12 protein-coding genes are annotated in these 13,702 nt (G+C 64.3%); 6 read left to right on the top strand and 6 right to left on the bottom strand.

Annotated elements, in window-relative coordinates:
* Positions 1–6: 6 nt before the first annotated feature.
* The gene (gene dnaG, locus OA2633_RS13450; RefSeq protein WP_009803117.1) at positions 7–1,845 is read right to left on the bottom strand and encodes a DNA primase; all 1,839 of its coding nucleotides are present in this window, start codon (positions 1,843–1,845) and stop codon (positions 7–9) included.
* A gap of 58 nt (positions 1,846–1,903) precedes the next feature.
* Positions 1,904–2,371, bottom strand: a complete 468-nt coding sequence (locus OA2633_RS13445) for a GatB/YqeY domain-containing protein (RefSeq protein WP_009803116.1) — start codon at positions 2,369–2,371, stop codon at positions 1,904–1,906.
* Between the two features lie 206 nt (positions 2,372–2,577).
* On the opposite strand from OA2633_RS13445, the gene carA reads away from it, so the two are divergent.
* The 4 genes from carA (at position 2,578) to OA2633_RS13425 (ending at position 6,813) form a co-directional block, all read left to right on the top strand.
* A complete protein-coding gene (gene carA / locus OA2633_RS13440; RefSeq protein WP_040613701.1) occupies positions 2,578–3,753 on the top strand; it encodes a glutamine-hydrolyzing carbamoyl-phosphate synthase small subunit in 1,176 nt (391 codons plus the stop codon).
* Positions 3,754–3,815: 62 nt separating this feature from the next.
* Positions 3,816–5,378, top strand: a complete 1,563-nt coding sequence (locus OA2633_RS13435) for a peptide ABC transporter substrate-binding protein (protein ID WP_009803114.1) — start codon at positions 3,816–3,818, stop codon at positions 5,376–5,378.
* 232 nt (positions 5,379–5,610) lie between these two features.
* Positions 5,611–6,177: a hypothetical protein gene (locus tag OA2633_RS13430; RefSeq protein WP_009803113.1), complete on the top strand. Its 567-nt coding sequence runs from the start codon at positions 5,611–5,613 to the stop codon at positions 6,175–6,177.
* A 3-nt stretch (positions 6,178–6,180) separates the two neighbouring features.
* The gene (locus OA2633_RS13425) at positions 6,181–6,813 is read left to right on the top strand and encodes a hypothetical protein (protein ID WP_009803112.1); all 633 of its coding nucleotides are present in this window, start codon (positions 6,181–6,183) and stop codon (positions 6,811–6,813) included.
* On the opposite strand, the gene OA2633_RS13420 is transcribed toward OA2633_RS13425, so the two are convergent.
* From OA2633_RS13420 to OA2633_RS13405, 4 genes are all read right to left on the bottom strand, one after another.
* Positions 6,810–7,028: a helix-turn-helix transcriptional regulator gene (locus tag OA2633_RS13420; RefSeq protein WP_009803111.1), complete on the bottom strand. Its 219-nt coding sequence runs from the start codon at positions 7,026–7,028 to the stop codon at positions 6,810–6,812. The genes OA2633_RS13425 and OA2633_RS13420 overlap by 4 nt on opposite strands.
* Positions 7,025–7,585 (bottom strand): DUF2975 domain-containing protein, encoded by a 561-nt coding sequence (locus OA2633_RS13415; RefSeq protein WP_009803110.1) that lies wholly within the window; start codon positions 7,583–7,585, stop codon positions 7,025–7,027. The genes OA2633_RS13420 and OA2633_RS13415 overlap by 4 nt, the downstream gene beginning before the upstream one ends.
* 93 nt (positions 7,586–7,678) lie before the next feature.
* Positions 7,679–8,722: a S9 family peptidase gene (locus tag OA2633_RS13410; protein WP_009803109.1), complete on the bottom strand. Its 1,044-nt coding sequence runs from the start codon at positions 8,720–8,722 to the stop codon at positions 7,679–7,681.
* A gap of 27 nt (positions 8,723–8,749) precedes the next feature.
* Positions 8,750–9,622 (bottom strand): hypothetical protein, encoded by an 873-nt coding sequence (locus OA2633_RS13405; protein ID WP_009803108.1) that lies wholly within the window; start codon positions 9,620–9,622, stop codon positions 8,750–8,752.
* A gap of 258 nt (positions 9,623–9,880) precedes the next feature.
* Here OA2633_RS13405 and carB point away from each other — a divergent pair, with 258 nt between their 5' ends.
* Positions 9,881–13,141: a carbamoyl-phosphate synthase large subunit gene (gene carB / locus OA2633_RS13400; protein ID WP_009803107.1), complete on the top strand. Its 3,261-nt coding sequence runs from the start codon at positions 9,881–9,883 to the stop codon at positions 13,139–13,141.
* Between the two features lie 47 nt (positions 13,142–13,188).
* Positions 13,189–13,662 carry a transcription elongation factor GreA gene (greA, locus tag OA2633_RS13395; protein WP_040612747.1) on the top strand — a complete coding sequence of 158 codons (474 nt, stop codon included), beginning with the start codon at positions 13,189–13,191 and terminating at the stop codon, positions 13,660–13,662.
* Positions 13,663–13,702 lie beyond the last annotated feature (40 nt).

Here is a 13,702-nt window from a genome sequence, read left to right as displayed (position 1 = left end):
GGCGCGCTAGCGCTGTCGGCCCCGTCGTTCGGCGACGAGGTAATTCTTGAGAGCGTCGGAATCGCCCTCTTCAAAGAAATCGGCGTGTCGTGGTCGGTCCTGAGTGTCTTGCGCAACTCTTTCCATATAAGAAGCCGAAAGCCTGCGCCAAGCCTCTAGCCGGCTGTCGGCATCCGCCTCACTCCCCCCGAGACTGGCGCGCATGGGCGACCTGTCCACGGCCAAACGTGTCAATTGGGGCGCGAAACCCCGTCGTGACAACGCATCGCGCAGTCCGCCGACAGGCAGAGGCTCCCCAGAGAAACACGCGTCTAGAATCGCGTCCCTAAGGCTGTCAAGCGTCCCGAAGGACATTTGCAGCAAAGTCTCGGCCTCCGCTTCGGCGATTTCGGGGTATTCGATCACCGCCAGCAGCAATTGTCGAGCGCTCGCGGGCGGGGGTTTCTGCTTGCGCTGCGCGACCAGCTCCGCCGTTGGCGGCTGCAGCGCATTGAACCGTCGCCCGGCGGCGCGACCGCCATACCCGCCGCGCTGCCCCTCGGCGCGGAAGCCGGCCTGCGGCGCACGCCCGAACAGGGTCTCGATGCGCTGGTCGAACTCGGCGCGATATTCCGCCTTGATGTCGGGATCCTTGATCCTGGCCACCAGCGCCTTGATGCGCTTGCGGAATCCCGCCCGGCGATCCGGATCATCAAGCGGTTCGAGCTCAACCTCGCGCCGCCACAGCACATCAATGAGAGGTCTGGCGTCGGCGATGGCGTCCTTGAGCGCTTGCGCGCCCTGTTCTCGAAGCAGGTCATCGGGATCCTGCCCGTCCGGCAGAAAGACAAAGCGCAAGGTCCGGCCCGGCTCGAGAAGCTCCAGCGCCCGCTCGGCCGCCAGGGCCGCGGCGCGCGTGCCGGCCGCGTCTCCATCCAGGCACACCACCGGCTCAGGCCCCGCACGCCACAACAGACGCAGCTGGTTCTCGGTCAGGGCCGTGCCCAGCGGCGCGACCGCCTGGCCCAACCCGGCGCGGGCGAAGGCGATGACGTCCATATAGCCTTCCGCCACGATCAGCCCCCTGGCCTTGACCTTGGGATCGTGGGCGAAGGCGCGCGCTTCGGGATAGCGATAGAGCAGAGACCCCTTGTGGAAGAGCTCGGTCTCGGGCGAGTTGAGATATTTCGCCCGCACCTCCTTGCTCATCGCCCGGCCGCCAAAGGCCACCAGACGATCGCGCGCATCCTTGATCGGGAACATCACCCGGCCGCGAAAGCGGTCATAGGGCTCGCCGCCATCCTCGGGCAGGATCGACAGCCCGGCCTCCGACAGCTCCTGAGCTGTCGCACCCTTCTGGATCAGGGCGCGGGTCAGGCCACGGCGATTGTCCGGCGCGAAACCGAGGCCAAAGCGCTCCATGTCGGATCGGCTCAGGCCGCGACGTTCGAGATAGATCCGCGCCTCTTCGCCCTCGGGCGCAAACAGCGACCGGGCGAAATAGTCCTGGGCCAGCGCAATCCAGTCCAGCAGCGTCTTGCGGCGCTCTTCCTGCTTGGGGTCGCGCTGCTCCATGCGCGGAACCTCAAGCCCGGCTTCCTGAGCCAGGGCCTCGATCGCTTCCATGAAGCTCAGCCCTTGGGTCTTTTGAAGCCAGGTGAAGATGTCGCCATGCTCCTGGCTGGCGAAGCAATGGTAGAAGCCCTTCTCGTCATTGACGAAAAACGAGGGCGTGCGCTCTTTCTTGAACGGGGAGAGGCCCACGAATTCCCGGCCCTGACGCTTGAGCGCCACCGTTCGCCCGATCAGCTCGGATGGGCGGATGCGCGCCTTGATCTCGTCTTTGAACCCGTCAGGAATCGCCACGTGCTGAACATCCTCCAGCCCGACAGCTTACGCTCAGGCAGGCCAAGGCGCTAGGAGCCTAGGCCTGACCCTGCAGCAGAGTTTTGACTTCCTTGCCCGCCTTGGCGAAATCCATGCGGCCGGTGTAGCGCTCTTTCAGCGCCGCCATGCAACGGCCCATGTCCTTCAGGCCGCCTGCATCCAGCTCGGTCACAACCGTTTTGGCGGCTTCAGCGATCTCGGCAGGCTTCATCGGCTCGGGCAGATAGGAGCGGACGATCTCCGCTTCGGCGCGCTCGCGTTCGGCCAGGTCCAGACGCCCCGCCTTTTCATACGTGTCCGCGCTTTCTTCGCGCTGCTTGAGCAGCTTTTGCAAGATCGCCTGGATCTCGTTCACGCAACAACCTTCGCAGCGGTCTTCCGCGCGCGCAGCGATGTCGCGATCCTTGATGGCGGCCTGGATGAGGCGCAGCGTGGAGACGCGCGTGTCATCCTTGGCGCGCATGGCGTCTTTAAGATCAGAGAGGATGCGGTCGCGAAGCGACATGGGAGCACCTATTTGCGGCGGCGCTGCAGATAAGCGCCAAGCCATTGTTTTTAAAGTTCTTTGCAGCTCGGGCTTTTGCTTGACCCAGACCAGCTGCTCGCCTACTTTCCGCGCGTTTAACCGCCCGCCGCTGGAGCCCAGCTCGCGGCCCCGCGCGTGTCAGGAGGCGAGCACCTATGCCGGAAGCGATCAAGAATCAAGAGCCGATGCAATCAACTTCTTCTGGCGCACAACCCGATTGGGCCACGGCTGCGCTGGTTCTGTCAGACGGAACAGTGTTTTACGGCAAAGGCGCGGGCGCGACCGGCAGCGCCGTCGCCGAGCTTTGCTTCAACACCGCGATGACCGGGCACCAGGAAATCCTCGCCGATCCCTCCTATGCGGGCCAGATCGTGTGCTTCACCTTCCCCCATGTGGGCAATGTGGGCGCCAATGCCGAGGACGAGGAAGCCTCCAGCGCCATCGCCCGCAAGGCCGCTGTCGGCATGGTCAGCCGCGAGGACATCACCCCGCCCGCCAGCTGGAGGGCCGAGACCAGCTTTGACGAATGGCTGGCCGCCCGCGGCGTGATCGCCATTACCGGCGTGGATACCCGCGCGATCACGCGCCGCATCCGCGAGACCGGCATGCCCATGGCGACCATCGCTCATGCCCGGGACGGCAAGCTCGATATCGAGGCGCTGAAGACCCTGGCCAAGGACGCGCCCTCCATGGAAGGGGCGGAGCTTGCGGGCGCTGTGGCCTGTGACGCCGCCAATGACTGGACGGATGGCGACTGGGGCTGGTCGGAAGGCTTCGCCAAAGGCCCTGAAGACGGCCCTCTGGTGGTGGTGCTCGACTATGGCGTTAAGGCGAACATCCTGCGTCGTCTCGTCTCCGCCGGCGCGCGCGTCCAGGTCGTGCCGGGCAAGGCCAGCAAGGACGATGTGCTCAAGCTCAACCCGGCGGGCGTGCTGGTCTCCAACGGTCCGGGCGATCCGGCCGCAACCGGCCAGTACGCGCTCGACACCATCCGAGGCGTGATTGATGCCGGCGTGCCGGTGCTGGGCATTTGCCTGGGCCATCAGATGCTGGCGCTCGCGCTGGGCGCCAAGACCGCCAAGATGGTTCAGGGTCACCATGGCGCGAACCACCCGGTGAAGAATCTCGAGACCGGCCAGGTCGAGATCGTGTCGATGAACCACGGCTTTGCTGTGGATCGCGACAGCCTGCCCGAAGGCGCGATCGAAACCCATGTGTCGCTGTTTGACGGCACCAATTGCGGCTTCAAGCTGACCGACAAGCCGGTCTGGGCGGTCCAGCACCACCCCGAAGCCAGCCCGGGCCCGCAAGACAGCTTCAAGGTCTTTGAACGCTTCGTCAGCGCCCTGAAAACGGCCTAAGCCGCTAGCGGCGCAGTCAGACGCAATGCTACCCTTCCCGTAATTAGTCGCGGGAGGGGAGCATGGCGGGTCTGACCCGACGCCAGACACTGGCGAGTGGCGTGGCGGGCGCAGCCGCCCTGGCCGCAGCAGGGTGTTCGGGTCGCACCGGCGCGCCGGACGGCTTTTTGCGCGTCGCCATCGAGACCGAGCCGGACAGCCTTGATCCGCTGCGCGGCCAGTTCGCTTCCGCCGCTCTGCTTTACAAGCAGTTGCATGCGCCGTTGACGGAATACGCCCCGTCAGGCGGGCTGGCTCCTGGCCTCGCCCTGACCTGGCGCAGCGAAGACGCCCGCAGCTGGACTTTCACGCTGAGGCCTGACCTTGTCTGGTCTGACGGCGCGCCCCTGACCGCTGAGGACGTGGTCTGGACGGCGCAGCGCGCAGTGGACCCCACCACAGGCTTTGCAGATCTGGGCGACTTCTTCGCCGTCATCGGGGCGCGCGAAGCGCTGGCGGGCGAACGCGATCCTGAAAGCATCGCCGTCACAGCGCCAGACCCGCGCACCGTAGTGTTCGAGCTGGACCGTCCGGTGGGCAATTTCCCGGTGCTGATGCGCGAATTCTACCCGCTGCCGCGTCATGCCGTTGAGGCCCATCCTGAAGACTGGACGCGACCCGAGCACTGGGTCTCCGCCGGCCCCTACATTCTGGCTGGTCATGAAGCCATGTCGCTTCAGCTGCGCAAGAACCCCAACTTTCCTGCTGCAGACAGCGTCAGCATTGATGCAATCGCCGTGGACGTTGTGGACACGCCCGCTGCCCGCGCCCGGCGCTTTCGGGCGGGCGATTACGACCTCGCCGAGCGCCCGCCCACCGACCAGATCGGCTTTCTGCGCGACACCGTGGGCGATCAGCTGCAGGCCTATCCCGCGCCAATCCTGTCCTATCTGAAAATCAATTGCGCCCAGCCCTATCTGGCCGACCCGCGGGTCCGGCGCGCGCTCAGCCTGGGGCTCGACCGGGACTTTCTGAACACGCACTTCTTCAATGGCGAAGCGAGAACCACCGACCGCGTCATCCCTCGCCGTGGCGAGGAACGGCGGGAGCCGCGGCATGATCCCGAAGCGGCGCGCGCCCTGCTGGCCGAGGCGGGCTTCTCCGAAGCATCTCCATTACGGTTGACGGTTCGCGCCAGCGCCGGCGACCGGGACCGGCTAGCGATCGCCATTCTGGATGACTGGGCGCGTATCGGCGTGCAAGGTGACTTGCTGGCGAGCTATCCGCTCGATCTCTATCAGGCGGTGGATGCGGGCGAATTCGACATTGCGCTCGCCCGGTTTGACCGGGGGCTGAAAAGCGATCCCGACTTCATGCTCCAACCCTTCAGCCGGGACGGCTTCGCCGACAACACCAACTGGACCGGGCCGGAGCGCGACCGGTTTGACGCCATCATGGCGGACGCCTTCGCCGTGATCGACAGCGAGGCGCGTGCGGAGCACTTTCGACAGGCTGAAGCGGTGTTTCTCGAGGCCATGCCCAATATTCCGCTTCTGCATGAGCGCGCCTACTGGCTGGTCTCGGACCGCACCCGCACATCCGCAGACATCCAGCCCCAGCTCTGGCGCGACCTGTCGCTGCGCTAGACGAAGACCGGCACGACGGTTGCATTTCCGGCAATGAATCCCCTCGCGCCTGCACTCTGATGAGAGGCGCGGGACCTCGATCAGACCTGTCTGACAAGGCCGGTCACGCGAACGCAAAGCCGTTCAGCCGCTCTCTCCGGGACGGTGACACAGGCGGAAGAATCTGCCGCTCAGCACATTTTGATAGGCAAGGCCTGCCCCCATTCGGCAGCCCGCATATCGGGAGACCCTGATGAGCGCCAGCGCAATCACCGGCCCGTCTTGGACGCCATGGGACAGCAAGCACGCCAAGGGCGCCGCCCTGGGCGAAATGTCCCTGCCCAACCCTACCAAGTCGGCCGAGGAAGCTCGCAAGACCGAAGAGGCGTCCGCCGCGGCGGAACTGTCCCAGAAAGAGCGGGCCGGCAAACTCAATGAGAGCCTGTCCGCACAGCTTTTCGCCGCGCTCCTCGATCAACAGAATTTCGCCCAGGCGAACCCCAATGGCGACACCAGCACACAGGATGCGCCCGCCAATGGCGCAACCAGCGTGAAGGGCGGCAGCGCCAATCTGACCGAGGCCGACGCCGCCACCGGCGGCGCAACCGGGGAGACCGCCGAGCAGGCGGACGAGAACGACTCAAAGCGGGGCGTCACCGCCCAGCAATCGGCCTCGGCCCATGTGATCGGCGCGCAGACAAGCTCGGCATACGCTCTTGATGAAAGCGCCTTGTCTCCCGCCTTGCTGGCCCAGCTGGAAGGCGCACGCAACCCGCAAGCCGCCTCGGCCCGTCTCGCCCGCTTCTTCTCCTACAGCTAGACCATGAACCGCGACTACGCCCTGACGCTCTGGCGCGCCGACCTTGTCCGCTTCGGGCTGGAGGACCGCCAGCTCCAGACCGGCAAAGCCGTGATCGCCAATCATGCCGGTTGGCTCAGGCGCTATCACGGGCTGGAGCATCTGGCCTTCCTGTTCCAGGAAATCGAGGCGCACGCGGACCGCATCAAGGATCTGCCGCGCCTGACCTATGCCGCCTGGTTTCAGGACGCGATCTACAAGAGCTGGCGCAAGGACAATGAGGCCCGCAGCGCGGGCTGGGCGCAGAGCGCGCTCGTCGAAATGGGGGCTGATGCTGAGCTCGCCCGGCGGGTGCACATGCTGATCCTTGCGACCGCTGATCATGCCGGCGGCGGTCACGATGCCGACGATGCGCTGTTTCTGGATATGGATTGCGCGATTCTGGGCACGTCCGCTGAACAGTATGACCGCCATGTCAGACAGGTCCGGCAGGAGCATGTCTGGGCGCCCGGAGGCGCGTTCCGCAAGGGACGGCTGGCCTTTGTGAGCGCTCAGCTCGACCGCCCGGCGATCTTTCATACCGAGCCCTATCGCCAGCGTTTCGAGGCGCAGGCCCGCGCCAATCTGGAGCGTGAACGCGCGGCGCTGTCGCGCTAGTCCTCGTCGCGCACCAGAACCAGCAGATCCCCCGGCTCACAATCGAGCACCTCGCACAGGGCAAGCAGCGTGGAGAAGCGCATACCCTTGATCTTGCCGGTCTTGATCTGGGAGAGCGCGACTTCGGAGACCCCGATCCGTTCCGCCAGCGCCTTGGACGTCATGCGTCTCTTGCTCAGCATCACGTCCAGACGCACCTCGATGCGTGCGCTCATATAAAGGTGTCCAGCTCATCCTGCTGGGCGCAGGCGCGATCGAGAAGATGGGCCACGCTGACAAAGACCAGCGCCACGAACAGGGTGGTCAGGTCATCCGAACCCAGTTCAAGCTGGAGCTGTCCGCCCTCGCCCGGCGCGCACCAGGAGAGGAAGGCGCTCAGCGCCGCGCCCTGAAGCGGGGCCAGCACCGCCAGCGCAGCGATTGACCAGGCGAACACCTTGAACCCCGACAGCGCGCGCCTTGAAAAGGTTCGGCCATGCGAGGTGTGGCGGAAGAAGCTGCGCAGGTTCAACAGCGCATAGCTGGTCACCAGCGCGACGGGCAGGCAGATCGCCAGCGCGCCCAGCCGGATGGGAAGCTCCAGCCAGGACAGGTCCTGTGCGCCGCTGGCGTTGAGGATGAGGCTCTCGATGAAAGCCGGCGTCAGCAGCCAGCTCACCGTCTGAAACAGCGGCGCCAGGGCGGCCCCGGCGAGGCAGACCCACGCCAGGAAGGTGGCCAGCCCCGACCCTTTGCCGGTTTGTTCTGGCGCTGAACGCGATAGCTCGGACATGGGGCCCTCGAGGATAAAGTCAGACTTTATCCTCTTAGCGCCTGGAATTGTGAGGGTGCAAGACGCTTGTCAGGACGCTGCACCCGTACGCGTCTAGCGGAGCGTCTCGTCAAACAGGGCCAGAGACCGGGTCAGCAGGACCTGGCGTGACGCGCCCAGATGCAGGAAATGGTTCTCTCCTTCGAGCTCGACATAGTCCAGCGACTGATCGCGGGACATGTTCCGCCGCAATGCTTCGGAAGCCTCCAGCGGGACAACCGCATCATCATCGCCGTGCATGAGCAGCACCGGGGCCGTCAAGCGAGCGGCGTTTCGGGCGATCGAAATCCGGGACGCTTCATCGCGGTCGAACACGATGTCGCCGATATATTGCTCCCAGAAGTCATAGGCGAAGACGCTGCCGCCGAAACTGCGCGCCTCGGCCAGAAGGTCGACCGGATCCGTCACGGGCGCGACCGCGACCACGCAGGCGACCTCCTGCGGGGCCATGATCGCAGCTCTCAGCGCTGCGTAACCGCCATAGGACGCCCCTGCGACGCAGAATGGGTCGGGTCGGGCGAGGCCCGCCGCCTGAAGCGCGCGGCCGCCATCAAGCACATCCTCGACCATCCGGTCTCCGAACTCGCCATAACCGGCTTGCTGGAACTCGACGCCATAGCCGGTGGAGCCGCGGAAATTGGGTTGCAGGACCAGATAGCCCTCAGAGGCATAGGCCTGTGACCACCAGTCAAAGTCCAGATCATCCCGGCTGGCCGGACCGCCATGGGGCAGTACGATGAGCGGCAGCGGGCCATCCGCTTCGGTCCAGCCCGGCGGCGTGGTCAGCACCCCTTCCAGCTGGAGCCCGTCCGACGCCTCATAAGCGTAAAAGCGCCGTTGCGGGAGGTCGGCTTCGGACAGGTTGGGATAGCCCTCGGCCACGATCGCAACACTGCCCGCAGACCGCTCGTACAGATAATAGGTTTGCGGACGCCCCGGCTCGGACAGGGTCAGCAGCAGCATGTTCCGGTCCGGCGTGAAGGATTCGATGATGACAGGCGCCCCCAGCGCATTGCCGAGCGCCCGGGCGTCATTGCGCAATCCCTCATCAAACAGATGTTGCGCCTTCAGCCCGTCGCGCTCGCCGGAGAACCCCACCAGCCGCTTGTCCTGATCCCAGATGGGTCAGGAGACAATATCGAGCTCGATGTCGCCGAGCATGGAGATCTCGCCCGTGCTCCGGTCGATCCGGCGATAGCCGCCGCGCTCACTCGGGAAGATGGCGAGGAACGCGTTCTCTCCGATGAAGCCCAGAATAGAGGGCGCATCACTGAGATGGGTGCGCGAGTAGATCACATCGCCGTTTCGCCCCGGTTCGCGGATTTCATACAGGCTGGAGCTTTCCTCGAAATGGATTTCCGCGACCACCTCGCCCTGCGCGTCCACGACACGGCCCATGATCTCCGAGCGATCCAGACGGTCGGTGTCTCCCGAGGCGAGGTCGACTTCATAAAGAAGGCTTTCAAAGCCCGAGGCGGAGGCATAGCGCGACCCCGTCTGGGCCTGTGAATCGCGATAATAGTTCATCTCCATGATGACCGTGTCCGGATCATCAATGTTCAGCGAGACGATATTGGTCGTATTGGTGCTGCCGCGCAGGTCTGGCGCCAGGAGGGCGACTTCGCCGCTCGCAACATCCAGGGACAATGTGCGCGAGACCTGGAAACGGCGAATGCCGTTGCCAGTATTCATCGTGTTGTACGAAGACAGGCTGAGCAGAAGAAAGTCGTCAGACGCAAAAGAGGCGCTGTCCAGCCACGCGCCTTCCGGCGCGGGAATGATATGAGCCAGGGCATTGGCCTGGAGGTCATAGACGCAGGCCGCGACACGAGATCGCTGCGTGCAGTGCGTGGCCAGCCAGCGGCCATTGGGCGACAGACGCGGATGGGCGTCCAGCGGCGTCGACGCGAAATCATCGATCGATTGCGCCTGGACGCTTGCCGCGCCCGACATCAGGGCCAGCCCGGAAAGGACGGCCGTTAGAACCAGGTTTTTCATTGATATTCTCCCCCTCATGACGACCAACTTTTCGCGCCGGGGGCGATTTTTCAAGTCCTTTTCTCCCCTTTTCCCCAAATGCAGGCCTGACAGACCGAGGTGTGGGAAACACGGCATTCAGGTCTCGCCAAGCGACGCATTAGGGTCTAAGGACGGGTTTCAGCGTACATCATCAGCGCCGCACGCCGCCTCCGCCCGCAAAGGGCACGTCCGAGGCTGCGTTTTCGCGCGCGCGTGCAAAACTCGAAGAGGCCGGCCATGCCCAAGCGCACAGACATCCAGTCCATTCTGATCATCGGCGCTGGACCTATCGTGATCGGTCAGGCCTGCGAGTTCGACTATTCCGGCGTTCAGGCGGTCAAGGCGCTGAAGGAAGAGGGCTACCGGGTCATCCTGGTGAACTCCAACCCCGCCACCATCATGACCGATCCGGACCTTGCCGACGCCACCTATGTCGAGCCGATCACCCCGGAAATGGTCGCCAAGGTGATCGAGAAGGAACGCCCCGACGCCCTTCTGCCCACCATGGGCGGGCAGACCGCGCTCAACTGCGCGCTGGAGCTCGACAAGCGCGGCGTGCTCGACCTCTTCAATGTGGAGATGATCGGCGCGAAAGCGGACGTCATCGACAAGGCGGAGAACCGCGAGCGCTTCCGCAACGCCATGGATTCCATCGGCCTTGAAAGCCCCAAATCGCGCACCGTGCACACCATGGCCGAAGCCGAGGTCGTGCTTGAGGAGCTGGGCCTGCCGGCCGTGATCCGCCCCTCCTTCACCATGGGCGGCACCGGCGGCGGCATCGCCTATAACGTGGAAGAGTTCCGCGAGATCGTCACTTCGGGCCTGTACAATTCCCCGGTCACAGAAGTGCTGATCGAGGAAAGCGTTCTGGGCTGGAAAGAGTACGAGATGGAAGTGGTTCGCGACAAAGCGGACAACTGCATCATCATCTGCTCGATCGAAAACATCGACCCGATGGGCGTGCACACGGGCGATTCCATCACCGTCGCCCCGGCCCTGACCCTGACCGACAAGGAATACCAGCGCATGCGCTCGGCCTCGATCGCCGTGCTGCGCGAGATCGGTGTGGAGACCGGCGGCTCGAACGTCCAGTTCGCCGTGAACCCCGCTGATGGCCGCATGGTCGTCATCGAGATGAACCCGCGCGTGTCGCGCTCCTCGGCTCTGGCGTCAAAGGCCACTGGCTTCCCGATCGCCAAGGTCGCCGCCAAGCTGGCGGTCGGCTACACGCTTGACGAGATCGACAACGACATCACCGGCGGTGCGACCCCGGCGAGCTTTGAGCCGACCATCGACTATGTGGTCACCAAGATCCCGCGCTTCGCCTTCGAGAAATATCCCGGCGCCCAGGCGACCCTGACCACCTCGATGAAGTCGGTCGGCGAAGCGATGGCCATGGGCCGCAGCTTCACCGAAAGCGTGCAGAAAGCCCTGCGCAGCCTCGAAACCGGGCTGTCCGGCTTTGACGAGATCGAGATCGAGGGGCTGGACCAGGCCGAGGACGAAGCCGCCCGCCATCAGGCGGTGCTGGCCGCCCTCTCGCGCCCGACTCCGGACCGCCTGCTCGTCATCGCTCAGGCCTTCCGCGAGGGCCTGAGCGTGGAGCAGATCCACGCCGCCTGTTCCTATGAGCCGTGGTTCCTGCGCCAGATCGAAACCCTGATCCATGCCGAGGATCAGGTGCGCATGCTGGGTCTGCCGCAAAATGGCGACGAGCTGCTGACGCTCAAATCCATGGGCTTCTCCGACAAGCGGCTCGCCACCCTCGCAAAGATCGAGGAGACCGAGGTCAAAGCCCTGCGCAAGCGGTTCGGCGTCCGTCCGGTCTACAAGCGCGTGGACACCTGCGCCGCCGAATTCTCCGCGCCCACGCCCTACATGTATTCAAGCTATGAGCGCGGCGGGGAGTGCGAGAGCCAGCCCACCGGTCGCAAGAAGGCGATCATTCTGGGCGGCGGTCCGAACCGGATCGGCCAGGGCATCGAGTTTGACTATTGCTGCTGTCACGCGGCCTACGCTTTCGCCGAGATGGGCATTGAATCCATCATGGTGAACTGCAACCCCGAAACCGTCTCCACCGACTATGACACCGCAGACCGGCTCTATTTCGAGCCGCTGACGGCCGAGGACGTGCTCGAATTGATCGAGACCGAGATGCAGTCAGGCGAGCTTCTGGGCGTGGTGGTCCAGTATGGCGGGCAGACCCCGCTGAAACTGGCGCCGGAGCTGGAAGCGGCGGGCGTGCCGATCCTTGGCACCGCGCCGGACGCGATCGACCTTGCTGAAGACCGCGAGCGCTTCAAGGCGCTGCTCGATGATCTCAAACTGAAGCAACCCCCGAACGCCATCGCCCATGACGAGGCGGAAGCCCGCCAGATGGCTGAAGAGCTGGGCTTCCCGCTGGTGCTGCGTCCATCGCACGTGCTGGGCGGACGCGGCATGGAGATCGTGCGCGATATCGAGAGCTTCAGCCGCTATATCCGCGAGGCCGTGCATGTGTCCGGCAAGGCGCCGCTGCTGCTTGACCGCTATCTGTCGGACGCATCGGAAGTGGATGTGGACGCGGTCTGTGACGGCGAGAATGTCTGGATCTCCGGCATCATGGAGCATATCGAGGAAGCGGGCGTGCACTCGGGCGACAGCGCCTGTTCGCTCCCCCCGCACTCGCTGTCGGATCAGACCGTGAGCGAACTGCGTCGCCAGACCAAGGCGCTGGCCAAGGCCATCGACGTCAAGGGCCTGATGAATGTGCAGTACGCCGTAAAGGACGGCGTGGTGTACCTGATCGAGGTCAATCCGCGCGCCAGCCGCACCGTGCCCTTCGTCGCCAAGACCATTGGCGCGCCGGTCGCGAAGATCGCCGCCAAGGTGATGGCCGGCGCCAAGCTGACCGAGTTTGACACCCCGTCCATGCCGACCCGCCATATCGCGGTGAAGGAAGCGGTGATGCCATTCTCGCGCTTCCCCGGCGTTGACCCGATTCTCGGCCCGGAAATGCGTTCCACCGGCGAGGTGATGGGCATTGACGAACGCTTTGAAGCGGCGTTCGCCAAGGCAGAGCTGGGCGCGGGCGTGAACCTGCCCAAATCAGGCACCGTGTTCATTTCGCTCAAGGAATCAGACAAGGCGATGATGATCGAGTCCTGCCATCGCCTGACCTCTCTGGGCTTCAAGATCCTCGCCACCACCGGCACCGCAAAGACGCTGGAAGACTCCGGGGTTCCCGTCCAGCGCATCAACAAGGTGTTCGAAGGGCGTCCGCATATCGTGGACGCGATCAAGAATGGCGAGGTCCAGCTGGTGTTCAACACTACCGAGGGCCAGCGTTCGATGATCGACAGCTATTCCATCCGTCGGACGGCGCTGGAAATGAAGGTTCCGTGCTATACGACAGCCTCCGCCTCACGCGCCGCGGTGAAGTCAATTGCGGCGATTGATGCAGGCCAGCTTGAACCGCGCTCGTTGCAATCTTATCGTAATGGGCCATCTGGCGGCTGAACAGAGTTGTCAGTTCGCCAGAGCACTGATCACGAGACCGGACATTCATGCAGAAAATTCCGATGACCGCCGAGGGCCATAAAGCGCTCGACGAAGAACTCAAGCACCTCAAGAGCGTGGAACGGCCCGCCGTGATCGCCGCGATTTCAGAAGCGCGCGAACATGGCGATCTGTCCGAGAACGCCGAGTACCACGCCGCCAAGGAACGCCAGGGCTGGATCGAAGGCCGTGTGCAGGAGCTTGAGGACAAGATTGCGCGCGCCCAGGTGATCGACGTCTCCAAGATGTCGGGCACGCAGGTGAAGTTCGGCGCCACGGTCACCGTGGTCGACGAGGACACCGATCAGGAAAGCACCTACAAGATCGTCGGCGATGACGAGGCCGATGTGAAATCGGGCAAGATCTCGCTGTCTTCCCCCATCGCCCGCGCGATGATCAACAAGGAAGAAGGCGATGTCGTCGAGGTGAACGCGCCCGGCGGCGTGAAAAGCTACGAGATCCTCAAGGTCGAGTGGAAATAGGCTCGGCCTTCATGCTCTGAATACAAGACGGCCGGCGCGA

Source organism: Oceanicaulis sp. HTCC2633 (assembly GCF_000152745.1).
Taxonomy (GTDB): Bacteria; Pseudomonadota; Alphaproteobacteria; order Caulobacterales; family Maricaulaceae; genus Oceanicaulis.
The sequence above is the reverse complement of the archived record's forward strand: the minus strand, read 5'-3'. Positions and strand labels throughout refer to the sequence as shown.

Coding starts and splice junctions, on each gene's coding strand:
- greA (WP_040612747.1), top strand. CDS start 13,189: ATGCAGAAAATTCCGATGACCGCCGAGGGCCATAAAGCGCTCGACGAA.
- OA2633_RS13405 (WP_009803108.1), bottom strand. CDS start 9,622: ATGAAAAACCTGGTTCTAACGGCCGTCCTTTCCGGGCTGGCCCTGATG.
- OA2633_RS13415 (WP_009803110.1), bottom strand. CDS start 7,585: ATGTCCGAGCTATCGCGTTCAGCGCCAGAACAAACCGGCAAAGGGTCG.
- carB (WP_009803107.1), top strand. CDS start 9,881: ATGCCCAAGCGCACAGACATCCAGTCCATTCTGATCATCGGCGCTGGA.
- OA2633_RS13445 (WP_009803116.1), bottom strand. CDS start 2,371: ATGTCGCTTCGCGACCGCATCCTCTCTGATCTTAAAGACGCCATGCGC.
- OA2633_RS13425 (WP_009803112.1), top strand. CDS start 6,181: ATGAACCGCGACTACGCCCTGACGCTCTGGCGCGCCGACCTTGTCCGC.
- carA (WP_040613701.1), top strand. CDS start 2,578: ATGCAATCAACTTCTTCTGGCGCACAACCCGATTGGGCCACGGCTGCG.
- OA2633_RS13420 (WP_009803111.1), bottom strand. CDS start 7,028: ATGAGCGCACGCATCGAGGTGCGTCTGGACGTGATGCTGAGCAAGAGA.
- OA2633_RS13430 (WP_009803113.1), top strand. CDS start 5,611: ATGAGCGCCAGCGCAATCACCGGCCCGTCTTGGACGCCATGGGACAGC.
- OA2633_RS13435 (WP_009803114.1), top strand. CDS start 3,816: ATGGCGGGTCTGACCCGACGCCAGACACTGGCGAGTGGCGTGGCGGGC.